A 13,416-nucleotide genomic window follows, 5' to 3' on the forward strand; every position below is an offset into this window, starting at 1 on the left:
TGGGGCGGCTCGGGTCAGGCAGTGACCTCGGTGTCGGGCAGCTCCGGTCGATTGGCCGCGAGCCGGTTTCCGATGTCCCGCAGGCCCGCGAGGTCGTGTACGTCGCCGGGCAGCGCGGCCACTTCGGCGACCGCCACCTCGGGGTGGCGTGCCGTGAAGCGGTCACGCGTGCGCTGCTCGCGAGAGAGCAGCCGCATGCGCTCGGCGTGCAGCCGCAGCAGGCCTGCGGTGAGTTGTTCCACGGTCCGTTCCTGCGGCTCGTGCTGGTCGGCGTCCTGGTCCGTGGCCTGGTCGGCGTCCTTGTCCATGGCGGTGGACTCCGCGGGTTCCGTGGCGGCGGATTCCGCGGTGGCGGGGGAGCCTGTGTCGGGCGCCGGTGGCTCGGAAGCCGGGGATTCTGAACTGGCATACGTGTCGGGAGAGTTACGAAGTACTGCTTTCCCGTCCCCCTGATCGACAATGCGGGGCTCTTCAAGATTTTCCGCTGCGGCGAGTGCCCGCTCGGCCGACAGCTGGGCGGCGCCACTGCCGTGGACACGGTTGAGCACCAGACCGGCCAGCGGCATGTCCTCGGCGGCCAGCCGCTCCACGAAGTACGCGGCCTCCCGCAGTGCGTCCCGCTCCGGCGCCGCGACCACCAGGAATGCCGTCCCCGGCGCCTGGAGCAGCTTGTACGTCGCGTCCGCGCGCGTGCGGAAGCCGCCGAACGTCGTGTCCATCGCGGCCACGAACGTCTGGACGTCCTTGAGCAGCTGACCGCCGAGCAGCTTGCCGAGGGTGCCGGTCATCATCGACATCCCGACGTTCAGGAACTTCATCCCGGCACGGCCGCCGAGCTTCGCCGGAGCCGTCAGCAGCCGGATCAGCCGTCCGTCCAGGAAGGAACCCAGCCGCTTCGGCGCGTCCAGGAAGTCCAGCGCCGACCGGGACGGAGGCGTGTCGACGACGATGAGGTCCCACTCGTCCCTCGACCGCAGCTGCCCCAGCTTCTCCATCGCCATGTACTCCTGCGTGCCCGCGAAGCCCGCCGAAAGCGACTGGTAGAAGGGGTTGCTCAGGATCGCGGCGGCCCGTTCCGGATCCGCGTGCGCCTCGACGATCTCGTCGAAGGTGCGCTTCATGTCGAGCATCATCGCGTGCAGCTCGCCGTTCGCGGAGTCGTCCACGCCCTTCACCCGGCGGGGGACGTTGTCGAGGGAGTCGATGCCCATCGACTGGGCGAGCCGGCGGGCCGGGTCGATGGTGAGCACCACGACCTTCCGGCCGCGTTCCGCTGCCCTGAGGCCGAGTGCGGCCGCCGTGGTGGTCTTGCCCACACCGCCCGAGCCGCAGCACACGACGATGCGGGTCGTGGGGTCGTCGAGCAGGGGGTCGAGGTCCAGCACGCGTGCCGGGGTGAGGCGGTGGCGGGCGGCGTGGTCCTGGGGATGAGCGTTGGCGGTGGTGGTGGGGGCGTCATCGTCCGGGTGGGACGGGTCGTGCGGGTGGGACGGGTCGTGTGTGGTGGCCGGGCTCATGACATCCCCTGTTCCCGCAGCTCGGTGGCGAGTTCGTACAGGCCCGCCAGGTCCATTCCCTCGGCGAGCAGCGGCAGCTCGTGCAGCGGCAGGCCCAGTTCGCCCAGCACGGCCCGCTGTTCGTGCTCCAGCGCGTACCGCTCGGCGTACTCACCGGCCTGCGCGACCAGCGGATCGACCAGCCGCTCGGCGTTCCCGCCGCGTCGCGACCCGCCGAGTCCCGCCGCCGACAGCGTGCGTGCGACCGCCGTACGCGGGACCGTGTCCACGAGTTCCAGGTCGGCCGCGTCCAACACCTGAGGCCGCACCATGTTCACGATGATCCGCCCCACCGGCAGCCGGGCCGACCGCAGCTCGGCGATGCCGTCCACGGTCTCCTGGACGGGCATCTCCTCCAGCAGCGTCACCAGGTGCACGGCCGTCTCGGCCGACTTCAGGACCCGCATCACGGCCTGCGCCTGATTGTGTATCGGGCCGATCTTGGCGAGGCCCGCCACCTCGTCGTTGACGTTGAGGAAGCGGGTGATGCGGCCGGTGGGGGGCGCGTCCATGACGACGTAGTCGTAGGCGAACCGGCCGCTCCTGTCCTTGCGGCGCACGGCCTCGCACGCCTTGCCGGTCAGGAGTACGTCTCTCAGACCCGGCGCGATGGTGGTGGCGAAGTCGATCGCGCCGAGCTTCTTCAGGGCCCGGCCGGCACCGCCCAGTTTGTAGAACATCTGGAGGTAGTCCAGAAGGGCCAGTTCGGGGTCGATGGCGAGGGCGTACACCTCCCCGCCCCCGGGAGCGACGGCGATCTTTCGCTCCTCATAAGGCAGCGCTTCGGTCTCGAAGAGCTGCGCGATGCCCTGCCGGCCCTCTACCTCGACGAGAAGCGTCCGCTTCCCCTCGGTGGCGAGGGCCAACGCGAGGGCGGCGGCGACCGTGGTCTTTCCGGTCCCGCCCTTGCCGCTGACGACCTGGAGCCTGCTCACGTATTCGAGCCTAACCAGTCCGCGTGCGGGCTACGCCGGAGGCTGTGGACAACGTGGCTGCGGATGGCGGTGGGGCAGCGGCTAAAGTCGGCCGCATGACGAAGTGGGAATACGCGACCGTGCCGCTGCTCGTACACGCCACGAAGCAGATTCTGGACACCTGGGGCGAGGACGGCTGGGAGCTCGTCCAGGTCGTGCCCGGGCCGAACAACCCCGAGCAGCTGGTGGCCTACCTGAAGCGGGAGAAGGCGTGAGCGCGGTCGAGGCGCGGCTGGCCGAGCTGGGCCTGAGCCTGCCGGCGGTCGTACCGCCGCTGGCCGCGTACCAGCCGGCCGTGCGGTCCGGGGTGTACGTGTACACGTCCGGGCAGCTGCCGATGGTGGACGGGAAGCTTCCGGTGACCGGGAAGGTGGGGGCGGAGGTCACGGCGGAGGAGGCCAAGGAGCTGGCGCGTACGTGTGCGCTGAACGCTCTCGCCGCGGTGAAGTCCGTGGCCGGTGATCTGGACCGGGTCGCGCGTGTCGTGAAGGTTGTCGGGTTCGTCGCCTCGGCGTCGGACTTCACGGGGCAGCCTGGCGTGGTGAACGGTGCCAGCGAGTTGCTCGGCGAGGTGCTGGGCGACAAGGGCGTGCACGCGCGCAGTGCGGTGGGGGTGGCGGTGCTGCCGCTGGACGCGCCGGTGGAGATCGAGCTTCAGGTGGAGCTGACGGAGGCCGTGTAGGCGGGCGGGTGTGCGCTCGGGTGCGGCGTGCTGTGTGCGGTCCGGGTGCGACGGGCCGCCTGCGGCACCCGTGCGGCTCCGTCCCCCCGTCGGCTGGGGGCCTCTCGAACATCCGGTCGTCAGGAGATAGCCTCCGGCCATGGGAAACGGGCAGTGGTATCCCCGGGAATGGCCGGACCTCATCCGAGGCCTTGCGGACGGCACGCTCACCCCGGTCACCCCGAGGCGTGCGGCCACCGTCATGCTCCTGAAGGACACCGGCGCCGGGCCCGTCGTCCACATGCTGCGCAGACGCGCCTCGATGGCCTTCGCCGGCGGTGCGTACGCGTACCCGGGCGGTGGTGTGGACTCCCGTGACGACGACCACCACGTCCACTGGGCGGGTCCCACGCGCGCGTGGTGGGCGGACAGGCTCGGAGTGGGTGAGGCGGAGGCCCAGGCGATCGTCTGTGCGGCCGTGCGGGAGACGTACGAGGAGGCAGGCGTCCTTCTCGCGGGGCCGGCCCCCGACTCCGTGGTCGAGGACACCACGGGTCCGCAGTGGGAGGCCGACCGTGCCGCCCTGGTCGCGCGGGAGCTGTCCTTCGCGGAGTTCCTGGAGCGCCGCGGTCTCGTTCTCCGGTCGGATCTGCTCGGGGCCTGGACCCGCTGGATCACCCCGGAGTTCGAACCGCGCCGCTACGACACCTGGTTCTTCGTGGCCGCGCTCCCGAAGGGGCAGCGCACCCGGAACGCGTCCACGGAGGCGGACCGTACGGTGTGGATCCGGCCGGCCGAGGCGGCGGCGTCGTACGACAAGGGCGAGCTGCTGATGATGCCGCCCACCATCGCGACCCTGCGTCAGCTGACGCCGTACGCCACGGCCGCCGAGGCGCTGGTCGCGGCGCCCGAGCGCGATCTGACCCCCGTACTGGCACAGGCACGTCTGGAGGAAGGCGAGATCGTGCTGTCCTGGCCGGGACACGACGAGTTCACCAAGCACATCCCGACCGGTGGAGCCCCCGCATGACGGACGCAGCAGCCCTTCCCGGCCAGCCACGGGGCGGGGTCCTCTCCGGCCCGGCCACCCCCCGGGCCGTCAACGTTCTCGCGCCCAACGCCTCCGCGATGACCCTGGACGGGACGAACACCTGGGTCGTGTCCGAGCCCGACTCCGATCTGGCCGTGGTGATCGACCCCGGGCCACTGGACGACGGACACCTGCGCGCCGTCGTCGACGCCGCCGAGAAGGCCGACAAGCGCGTCGCCCTCACCCTCCTCACCCATGGCCACCCGGACCACGCCGCGGGCGCCGCCCGCTTCGCCGAGCTGACCGGGACGAAGGTGCGGGCCCTGGACCCCGCGCTGCGGCTGGGGGACGAAGGGCTGGGCGCCGGGCACGTGGTCGAGGTCGGCGGGCTGGAGCTGAGGGTCGTACCGACCCCGGGGCACACCGCGGACTCCCTGTGCTTCCATCTGCCGGCCGACCGGGCCGTCGTGACCGGCGACACCATCCTGGGGCGCGGTACGACCGTCGTGGCGCATCCTGACGGTCGTCTGGGGGACTATCTGGACTCCCTGCGGCGGCTCAGGTCGCTCACCGTGGACGACGGCGTGCACACCGTGCTCCCGGGCCACGGGCCGGTCCTGGAGGACGCCCAGGGAGCCGTCGAGTTCTACCTCGCCCACCGCGCCCACCGGCTCGCCCAGGTCGAGACGGCCGTGGAGGACGGCTATCGGACGCCCGGTCAGGTGGTCGCCCACGTGTACGCCGACGTGGACCGCTCCCTGTGGCCGGCCGCCGAGCTGTCGGTACGGGCACAGATGGAGTACCTGGAGGAGCACGGTCTCATCTAGGGCCGGGACAGGGGTCCGCTAAGGCCTGGGCGTTTTGACGCCGTGCACGCGCGCGTACTCCCTGACGAGCCAGGGGCCGAGGTCGTCGACGTACGTCCTGAGGACGGCCGGGTCGCCCGTCGGCTCGTATCCGAGGACCGCCGCCGTGCGCACCTGCTCGGCCCGCTCCGGGTAGTACCCGGCGAAGGCCTCCGCCATCTCGTGCAGGTCGCTCGTCCAGCCGTTCCAGCGGGGCATGACGAGCGTGAACGCGGTGCGGACGAGGTGGCGGGACATGAAGCGTACGAGGGGGCGGCGGGCCTCCTCCGTGTCGTCGGCCATGTCGATCCGCTCGCACCAGCGGGGCAGGAGCAGGGCGAGGTCCCCGTTGGTCTCGCGGGCGAGGAGGGTGTCGGGGCGGTAGCGCGGGAGAAACTCGGCCAGGTCGTCGCCGAGCAACGGTGTGCACAGGCAGGCGACGAACCATCCCAGGTCGTGGGTCTCCAGGTCACTGAGCGTCTGCGCCCGGCTGACCAGTAGCGTCCCGGCCCCGTCGATCTGCGGGAAGTCGCGGTCGAGTGCCTCGTCGAGGTCACGGGCGGCGGCTCGGTCCGCGTCCGTGGGCTCGCCGGACAGCGCGACCAGCAGATCCAGGTCACTGCGACCCACGCGCGCGGTGCCGCGCGGAATCGACCCGTAGAGGTACGCGCTGTGCAGCCGGGCCCCGAAGGCGCCGGGCAGCCGGTCGCGGGCGGCGGCGACGACGGGGCGGAAGGCGTGCGGGACGCGTTCGAGGGAGCCCTCGCGCACGATGTGGCCCTGGGCGTCGAGTCCTCTGGAGGGCGTTTCAGCCATCGAGTAACCGCGCAGCTCCGCAGGGGGCTGAACACAGCCCCCCGCACAGCGTCAGCGGGACCGCTTCGCCAGCCGCTCCACGTCCAGCAGGATCACGGCTCGCGCCTCCAGGCGCAGCCAGCCGCGCTGGGCGAAGTCGGCCAGCGCCTTGTTCACCGTCTCGCGGGACGCGCCGACCAGTTGGGCCAGCTCCTCCTGCGTGAGGTCGTGGACGACGTGGATGCCCTCCTCGGACTGCACGCCGAAGCGGCGGGAGAGGTCGAGCAGTGCGCGGGCCACGCGGCCGGGGACGTCCGAGAAGACCAGGTCGGACATCGCGTCGTTGGTGCGCCGCAGGCGGCGGGCCACGGCGCGCAGGAGGGCGCCGGCGACCTCGGGGCGGGCGTTCAGCCAGGGCTGGAGGTCGCCGTGGCCGAGGCCGAGCAGCTTGACCTCGGTCAGCGCGGTGGCGGTCGCCGTACGCGGGCCCGGATCGAAGAGGGACAGTTCGCCGATGAGCTCACCGGGACCGACGACAGCCAGCATGTTCTCGCGGCCGTCGGGTGAGGTGCGGTGGAGCTTGACCTTGCCCTCGGTGACGACATAGAGCCGGTCTCCGGGGTCGCCTTCGTGGAAGAGCGAGTCACCGCGCGCGAGGGTCACCTCACTCATGGAGGCGCGGAGCTCCGCGGCCTGCTCGTCGTCGAGAGCCGCGAAGAGCGGGTTGCGCCGCAGAACGTCGTCCACGAGTTCTCTCCTTGTCGACCTGCTCAGGGGATCTTGCTCCCCGGTGTACCAGGGGACCGTGTTCCCCATTTTGCCGGACGGTCCAAACAGTGTGATCTGTCACAAGGATGCCGTACACGTGTCCCGGGGTAAGCGGCAGGGGTCCAATTGGGGCCGATCTCAGGGGCCGGGGACGGATGTCAGTGCCGGGCTCTAGGCTGGCCGGGTGTCCAAATCGCCGGTGAGAGCACAGGCCAAGGGGGCTGGGCGGGTGGTGGTACGTCGAGATTCCGCCGTGGGCGAACAGCACCTCGGTGGCGGAAAGAAAACGGCAAAAGCGACAAAGAAGGCTCCGGTGAAGAAGGCGACGTCCAAGAAGGTCACCCCGGCGAAGAAGGTCACTCCGGAGAAGAAGGCCGGTCCGACGGAGGAGGCCGGTCCGACGGAGGAATCCGGTCCGGCGAAGAATGCTGATCCGACGGAGGAGGCCGGCCCGGCGGAAGGTCCTGCCCCGGCGAAGAAGGCTGCTGTCCGGGCCAAGAAAACGGCTCCCCTGAAGAAGGCGACCGTCGCGCCCGGGAAGGCTGCCGCCCCGGTGAAGAAGGCCGCCCCCGCGAAGACCGTCGCGGTGAAGCCGCCGAAGAACGAGTCGCACACCGCCCTCGTCCGCCGCGCCCGCCGTATCAACCGTGAGCTCGCCGAGGTCTATCCCTACGCCCACCCCGAACTGGACTTCGAGAACCCCTTCCAGCTGATCGTCGCCACCGTTCTGTCCGCCCAGACCACCGACCTGAGGGTCAATCAGACGACGCCCGGCCTCTTCGCCAAGTACCCCACCCCGGAGGACCTGGCCGCCGCCAATCCCGAGGAGGTCGAGGAGATACTGCGGCCCACCGGGTTCTTCAGGGCCAAGACCAAGTCGGTGATAGGGCTGTCCAAGGCCCTGGTGGAGGAGTTCGGGGGAGAGGTTCCCGGGCGGCTGGAGGATCTCGTCAAGCTGCCCGGCGTGGGCCGCAAGACTGCCTTCGTGGTGCTGGGCAACGCCTTCGGGCGGCCCGGCATCACCGTGGACACGCACTTCCAGCGGCTGGTGCGGCGCTGGCAGTGGACCGCCGAGACCGAACCCGACAAGATCGAGGCCGCTGTCGGTGCGCTCTTCCCCAAGAGCGAGTGGACGATGCTCTCGCATCACGTGATCTTCCACGGCCGCCGTATCTGCCATGCCCGCAAGCCTGCCTGCGGCGCCTGCCCCATCGCCCCGCTGTGCCCGGCGTACGGCGAGGGCGAGACGGACCCCGAGAAGGCGAAGAAGCTGCTCAAGTACGAGAAGGGCGGTTTCCCGGGGCAGCGCCTGAAGCCCCCGCAGGCATATCTGGACGCGGGCGGGAAACCCGCGCCGCCGCTGGGGGCCGGGTGACCCGCCGTATGACGCCTTCCCGGGCGCGTTCCCAGGAACGATCTCGGGGCTGTCGGGCGTTGGACCGATCAGGACGACGGGGGTGGCGATGACACGCGCGAGCAACACACAGGGCGGTCCGGTGACGCTCAGCAGCCAGGGCCTGCCGAGGTGGCTGGACCCGGTGGTGCACGCCGTGGAGACGGTCGAGCCGTCGCAGCTCAGCCGCTTCCTGCCGCCGGCGGACGGCGCGGGGCGGCAGTCGGCCGTCCTGATCCTGTTCGGCGAGGGTGAGCGCGGACCCGAACTGCTCCTCATGGAGCGGGCGAGCTCGCTGCGCTCGCACGCCGGACAGCCGTCCTTCCCGGGCGGTGCGCTGGATCCGGAGGACGGCGATCCGCAGGGTGACGGGCCGCTCAGGGCCGCCCTGCGCGAGGCCGAGGAGGAGACCGGGCTCGATCCGGCCGGTGTCCAGCTCTTCGGCGTGCTGCCCAAGCTGTACATCCCGGTCAGCGGCTTCGTCGTGACGCCCGTGCTGGGCTGGTGGCGCGAGCCGAGCCCGGTCGCGGCGGTCGACCCGAACGAGACGGCGAGGGTCTTCACCGTCCCCGTGGCGGATCTCACGGATCCCGGCAACCGGGCCACCACCGTTCACCCCAGCGGCCACCGAGGTCCGGCGTTTCTGGTCGAATCAGCCCTGGTGTGGGGGTTCACCGCCGGAATCATCGACCGTCTGCTCCACTACTCGGGCTGGGAGCGGCCGTGGGACCGGGACAAGCAGGTCCCCCTCGACTGGCGTGCGTGACATCGTGTCTGCCGTGCTGTGCAAAGTGATGAGGCGAGGCCTGAACCGGTGAACGTGCTGGACATCCTGTTGCTGGTCGCCGCCGTGTGGTTCGCGATCGTCGGCTATCGCCAGGGCTTCGTCGTCGGCATCCTGTCGGTGATCGGGTTCCTGGGCGGCGGTCTGGTCGCCGTCTATCTGCTACCGGTCATCTGGGACGCCCTGACCGACAACGCCGAGGTGGGCACCACCGCCGCCGTCGTCGCGGTCGTCGTCGTCATCGTGTGCGCCTCGGTCGGCCAGGCCCTGACCACCCACCTGGGCAACAAGCTGCGCCGGTACATCACCTGGTCCCCGGCCCGCGCCCTGGACGCCACCGGCGGCGCCTTCGTCAACGTCGTCGCGATGCTCCTGGTGGCCTGGCTGATCGGCTCCGCTCTCGCGCAGACCACGCTGCCGACGCTGGGCAAGGAGGTCCGCAGCTCGAAGGTGCTGGTGGGCGTGTCGCAGGCGCTGCCCGACCAGGCCGACACCTGGTTCGCGGACTTCTCCTCGGTCCTCGCGCAGAACGGCTTCCCGCAGGTCTTCAGCCCCTTCTCGAACGAGCAGATCACCGACGTCCGGCCCCCCGACCCGGCCCTCGCCAACAGCGCGGTCGCCACCCGCGCCCAGCGCTCCATCGTCAAGGTCATGGGCACCGCCGAGAGCTGCGGCAAGGTCCTCGAGGGCACCGGTTTCGTCTTCGGCGACCGCCGCGTCATGACCAACGCGCACGTGGTCGGCGGCGTCGACGAGCCCACCGTCCAGATAGGCGGCGAGGGCAGGAAGTACGACGCCACGGTCGTCCTGTACGACTGGCAGCGCGACATCGCCGTCCTGGACGTACCGGACCTGAGCGCGCCCGCGCTGCGCTTCACCGCACAGGACGCGGCCGGAGGGGACGGCGCGATCGTCGCGGGCTTCCCCGAGAACGGGTCGTACGACGTCCGCGCGGCGCGCGTGCGCGGGCGCATCACGGCCAACGGCCCGGACATCTACCACCGCGGCACCGTCCGCCGCGACGTCTACTCCCTCTTCGCGATGGTCCGCCAGGGCAACTCCGGAGGCCCGCTGCTCACCCCCCAAGGGAAGGTGTACGGCGTGGTCTTCGCGAAGTCCCTCGACGATGCCAACACCGGGTACGCGCTGACCGCGGACGAGATCCAGGAGGACATCGCCAAGGGACGCACCGCGAACCAGCAGGTGGACAGCGACAGCTGCGCACTCTGAACCAGACGCAGAGGGAGAGGCGCGTCAGCCTCGTGGATGACGCAGGCGTACCGAGACCCAGCGGGCCCGGCGGCGCAGGATGCGCGGGATCCCCACCCTGAGGTCCGTGCCGCCCGGAACACCCGGGGCGCCGCCTCGTTGGTGGGAGCTCAGGCCTGAGGCCGAGCGGCGATTGCGTGCTGCGTCACTGTAGTCGTGCGTCCAGCCCATACCCGGACGTCTGCCCCCGCCCCAAGGTCGATAACCGCTCCCAGGCCCCCCAATTGGCCTATGCGCCAGGCAATTGGCTGTTCGTAGGACAGGTGTTCAGTGTCCGGATACCGGGCGCACCGGCCCGGTCACCGATCGGGTTCGGGGTCTTTCAGCCAGTTGACCAGTTCGGTGGAGAAGGCGACCGGATCCTCTTCGTGCGGGAAGTGGCCCAGACCGTCGAAGAGCCGCCAACGGTACGGCGCTTCGACGTACTCCCCGGACCCGGCCGCGCTCCGCGTGCGCATCACGGGGTCGAGGGAGCCGTGCAGATGCAGCGTCGGCACCCGCACCGGCCGCTTCATGCGCCGGTTGAACTGGATGCCGTCCGGGCGCAGCAGGGACCGGACCATCCAGCGGTACGGCTCGATCGAACAGTGCGCCGTCGACGGGATGCAGATCGCACGACGGTACGTCTCCACCGCCTCGTCGTCCGGCAGCCGCGGGCCCGACCACTCCCGGATGAGCCGGCCGACGAGCGCGCCGTCGTCCGCGGTCAGCTGCCGCTCGGGAACCCAGGGACGCTGGAAGCCCCAGATGTAGGAGCCGGCCCGGGTCTGCTTGACGTCGGAGAGCATCGCCGAGCGCCAGCGCCGCGGGTGCGGCATCGAGGTGACCACGAGCCGTCGTACGAGTTTGGGGCGCATCGCGGCCGCCGTCCACGCCAGATAACCGCCCAGGTCGTGGCCGACCAGCGCGGCGTCCGGCTCGCCCAGGGAGCGGATCACGCCGGTGATGTCGAGGGCGAGGTTGGCGGGGTCGTAGCCGCGCGGGGTGCGGTCGCTGCCGCCGACGCCGCGCAGGTCCATCGCGACGGCCCGGTAGCCCGCGTCCGCGAGTGCGGTCAGCTGGTGCCGCCAGGTCCACCAGAACTGGGGGAAGCCGTGCAGCAGCAGCACCAGCGGGCCGTCGCCCAGCTCGGCGATGTGGAAACGCGCGCCGTTGGCGGCTACGTCCCGGTGCGTCACCTCGGTACCGCCGGGGATGCCGACGCGTACGAACGAGGCGGGTTGCGCCCAGGGAGCGGCAGGGTCCGTCATGAGGACGAGCGTGCCACAGCCTCGATGGCCTTCGCGTCCGGAACCCCGTCCTCGAGCGCCGGCCGCGGGTGCGGCTTGGCGTTCTGCAGGACGCCCGCCGTCTCCTTCATCGACGCGGCTACCTTCTGCGGGCCCTTGCTCTTCCTGGCCTTCTTCGCGAACGCCACCCCGATCAGGGCGAGGAGGCCGGCCAGGAGCACATTGGCCGCGAAGGACAGCAGGAAGCAGACCGCGAGGTTCCAGCCGCTCCAGGTCCGGATGCCGTACGCCAGCGCGAAGTTCAGCATCGGCAGCGAGAACACCAGCACCACGCCGGCCGCCATGAACGCGCCGCCGCTGGTCGCGCCGCGCTTGACGTCGTGCTTGAGCTGCGCCTTCGCCAGCGCGATCTCGTCGTGCACCAACGCGGACATCTCGGTCGTCGCCGAGGCGAACAACTGGCCGATGCTGCGTTCGGAGCCGACCGGGCTGCCGTCGGGTGCGCTCATCGCGGTCTCCCTCTTCTGCGTACGGTTCCGTCTTCTGCCTGAGTGCGTACGGTTCCGTCTTTTGTACCGTCCCGTCAGATCATGCCGGACGGTCGTTCTCCTCGCCTGCCCCGCCCGGCACTTCGGCAAGTCCGCGCCCTGCGTCGGCGGTCCGCTCGGCGGCCTTCTGCTCGGCGATCCGGCGGTGCTCGGCGGCCTTGCTGTCGTAGATCTCGGCCATCCGCAGGTGATAGGCCGGGTCGTCCTCCTCGTAGATGTCAGGGATGCCGTCGAGGTCGTCGTCCCGTTCCTCGGCCTCGCACATCCTGCGGTACTTGGCGTTTCGTATCTTCAGCAGCACTGTCGCCAGGGCCGCCGCGATCAGGGAGCCGGACAGTACGGAGGCCTTCACCTCGTCCGTCATCGTCGCGTCGCCGGCGAAGGCCAGCTCGCCGATGAGCAGTGACACGGTGAAGCCGATGCCGGCCAGGGTCGCCACCGCGAAGACGTCCGCCCACTCCAGGTCGTCGCTGAGGGAGGCACGGGTGAAGCGGGCGGTGAGCCAGGTCCCGCCGAAGATGCCGATCGCCTTGCCGAGGACCAGCCCGAGGACGACACCGAGCGTCTCCGGCCGGGTGAAGACATCGCCGAGCGCCCCGCCGGAGACCACGACACCGGCGCTGAACAGCGCGAACAGCGGCACGGCCAAGCCCGCCGACAGCGGACGTACGAGATGTTCGATGCGCTCGCCGGGCGAGCGCTCCTCGCCCTCGCGCCGCGTGCAGCGCAGCATCAGGCCCATCGCGACGCCCGCGATGGTGGCGTGGACGCCGCTGTTGTACATCAGCGCCCAGTTGACGAGCGCGAGCGGGATGTACACGTACCACCCGCGTACGCCTGCCCGCAGCAGCAGCCAGAAGACCGCGAGGCCGGCGGCCGCTCCGCCGAGCGCGGCGAGGTCGATGTCCGCCGTGAAGAAGACCGCGATGATCAGGATCGCGAAGAGGTCGTCGACGACGGCGAGCGTCAGCAGGAAGGCCCGCAGGGCGCTCGGCAGGGACGTACCGATGACGGCGAGGACCGCCAGCGCGAAGGCGATGTCGGTGGCGGTGGGGACGGCCCAGCCCTGCAGCGAGCCGCCGCCGGTGAGGTTGGTGAGCGTGTAGACCAGCGCCGGTACGGCCATCCCGCACAGGGCCGCGACGACGGGCAGCGCGGCCGCCCTGGGATCGCGGAGGTCGCCGGCGACCAGTTCGCGTTTGAGTTCGATGCCGGCGACGAAGAAGAAGATCGCGAGCAGCCCGTCGGCGGCCCAGTGGGCGACCGACAGGTTCAGGCCGAGGGACTCGGGGCCGAGGTGGAAGTGGCTGACGCTCTCGTAGCTGTCGTGCAGCGCCGGGGTGTTGGCCCAGATCAGCGCGGCGACGGCGGCGATGAGCAGCAGGACGCCACCGACGGTCTCGGTGCGCAGCGCGTCCGCGACGAAGGTCCGCTCGGGCAGGGAGAGCCGTCCGAGGGCCTTGCGGGTGGGGCTGGTGCGAGGCGCGGCCACGGGAGACCTCCGGTCGGTGGGCAGGACGGAACACTTGCCGACCAGACTTCCCGGCGCACCTGTTAGGTTCAG

General features: G+C 70.8%; 15 protein-coding genes. 7 read left to right on the top strand and 8 right to left on the bottom strand.

Annotated elements, in window-relative coordinates:
- Positions 1-14: 14 nt before the first annotated feature.
- Positions 15-1,517 (bottom strand): ArsA family ATPase, encoded by a 1,503-nt coding sequence (locus ACIBK3_RS27845; protein WP_399369884.1) that lies wholly within the window; start codon positions 1,515-1,517, stop codon positions 15-17.
- A complete protein-coding gene (locus ACIBK3_RS27850; RefSeq protein ID WP_399369886.1) occupies positions 1,514-2,491 on the bottom strand; it encodes an ArsA family ATPase in 978 nt (325 codons plus the stop codon). The genes ACIBK3_RS27845 and ACIBK3_RS27850 overlap by 4 nt, the downstream gene beginning before the upstream one ends.
- A 95-nt stretch (positions 2,492-2,586) precedes the next feature.
- Here ACIBK3_RS27850 and ACIBK3_RS27855 point away from each other — a divergent pair, with 95 nt between their 5' ends.
- From ACIBK3_RS27855 to ACIBK3_RS27870, 4 genes are all read left to right on the top strand, one after another.
- Positions 2,587-2,745: a DUF4177 domain-containing protein gene (locus tag ACIBK3_RS27855; RefSeq protein ID WP_003967454.1), complete on the top strand. Its 159-nt coding sequence runs from the start codon at positions 2,587-2,589 to the stop codon at positions 2,743-2,745.
- Positions 2,742-3,212 carry a RidA family protein gene (locus ACIBK3_RS27860; RefSeq protein ID WP_399369888.1) on the top strand — a complete coding sequence of 157 codons (471 nt, stop codon included), beginning with the start codon at positions 2,742-2,744 and terminating at the stop codon, positions 3,210-3,212. Before ACIBK3_RS27855 ends, ACIBK3_RS27860 begins: the two co-directional genes overlap by 4 nt.
- A 139-nt stretch (positions 3,213-3,351) precedes the next feature.
- Positions 3,352-4,221 carry an NUDIX hydrolase gene (locus ACIBK3_RS27865; RefSeq protein WP_399369890.1) on the top strand — a complete coding sequence of 290 codons (870 nt, stop codon included), beginning with the start codon at positions 3,352-3,354 and terminating at the stop codon, positions 4,219-4,221.
- Complete coding sequence (locus ACIBK3_RS27870) at positions 4,218-5,048, top strand: MBL fold metallo-hydrolase (protein WP_399369892.1); 831 nt, start codon at positions 4,218-4,220, stop codon at positions 5,046-5,048. The genes ACIBK3_RS27865 and ACIBK3_RS27870 overlap by 4 nt, the downstream gene beginning before the upstream one ends.
- A gap of 18 nt (positions 5,049-5,066) precedes the next feature.
- On the opposite strand, the gene ACIBK3_RS27875 is transcribed toward ACIBK3_RS27870, so the two are convergent.
- Together ACIBK3_RS27875 and ACIBK3_RS27880 are read right to left on the bottom strand one after the other, a co-directional pair.
- Positions 5,067-5,882, bottom strand: a complete 816-nt coding sequence (locus ACIBK3_RS27875; protein WP_399369893.1) for a nucleotidyltransferase domain-containing protein — start codon at positions 5,880-5,882, stop codon at positions 5,067-5,069.
- A 51-nt stretch (positions 5,883-5,933) separates the two neighbouring features.
- Entirely contained in the window at positions 5,934-6,608 is a 675-nt protein-coding gene (locus ACIBK3_RS27880; RefSeq protein WP_030668030.1) for a Crp/Fnr family transcriptional regulator, read from the bottom strand.
- A gap of 334 nt (positions 6,609-6,942) precedes the next feature.
- On the opposite strand from ACIBK3_RS27880, the gene nth reads away from it, so the two are divergent.
- From nth to ACIBK3_RS27895, 3 genes are all read left to right on the top strand, one after another.
- Complete coding sequence (nth, locus tag ACIBK3_RS27885; RefSeq protein WP_399369895.1) at positions 6,943-8,004, top strand: endonuclease III; 1,062 nt, start codon at positions 6,943-6,945, stop codon at positions 8,002-8,004.
- An 88-nt stretch (positions 8,005-8,092) separates the two neighbouring features.
- Entirely contained in the window at positions 8,093-8,788 is a 696-nt protein-coding gene (locus ACIBK3_RS27890; RefSeq protein ID WP_399370014.1) for an NUDIX hydrolase, read from the top strand.
- 48 nt (positions 8,789-8,836) lie between these two features.
- On the top strand, positions 8,837-10,036 hold the full coding sequence (locus ACIBK3_RS27895; protein WP_399369896.1) for a MarP family serine protease: 1,200 nt from the start codon (positions 8,837-8,839) through the stop codon (positions 10,034-10,036).
- Positions 10,037-10,060: 24 nt separating this feature from the next.
- Here the strand turns inward: ACIBK3_RS27895 and ACIBK3_RS27900 are convergent, their stop codons facing one another.
- The 4 genes from ACIBK3_RS27900 to nhaA form a co-directional block, all read right to left on the bottom strand.
- Positions 10,061-10,246, bottom strand: a complete 186-nt coding sequence (locus tag ACIBK3_RS27900; RefSeq protein ID WP_399369898.1) for a hypothetical protein — start codon at positions 10,244-10,246, stop codon at positions 10,061-10,063.
- A gap of 128 nt (positions 10,247-10,374) precedes the next feature.
- Complete coding sequence (locus tag ACIBK3_RS27905) at positions 10,375-11,325, bottom strand: alpha/beta fold hydrolase (RefSeq protein ID WP_030940648.1); 951 nt, start codon at positions 11,323-11,325, stop codon at positions 10,375-10,377.
- Positions 11,322-11,813: a phage holin family protein gene (locus tag ACIBK3_RS27910; RefSeq protein ID WP_399369900.1), complete on the bottom strand. Its 492-nt coding sequence runs from the start codon at positions 11,811-11,813 to the stop codon at positions 11,322-11,324. Before ACIBK3_RS27910 ends, ACIBK3_RS27905 begins: the two co-directional genes overlap by 4 nt.
- Before the next feature lie 79 nt (positions 11,814-11,892).
- On the bottom strand, positions 11,893-13,344 hold the full coding sequence (gene nhaA, locus ACIBK3_RS27915; RefSeq protein ID WP_399369902.1) for a Na+/H+ antiporter NhaA: 1,452 nt from the start codon (positions 13,342-13,344) through the stop codon (positions 11,893-11,895).
- Positions 13,345-13,416 lie beyond the last annotated feature (72 nt).

It is taken from the genome of Streptomyces sp. NPDC050287 (genome assembly GCF_044459385.1).
Lineage (GTDB): Bacteria > Actinomycetota > Actinomycetes > Streptomycetales > Streptomycetaceae > Streptomyces.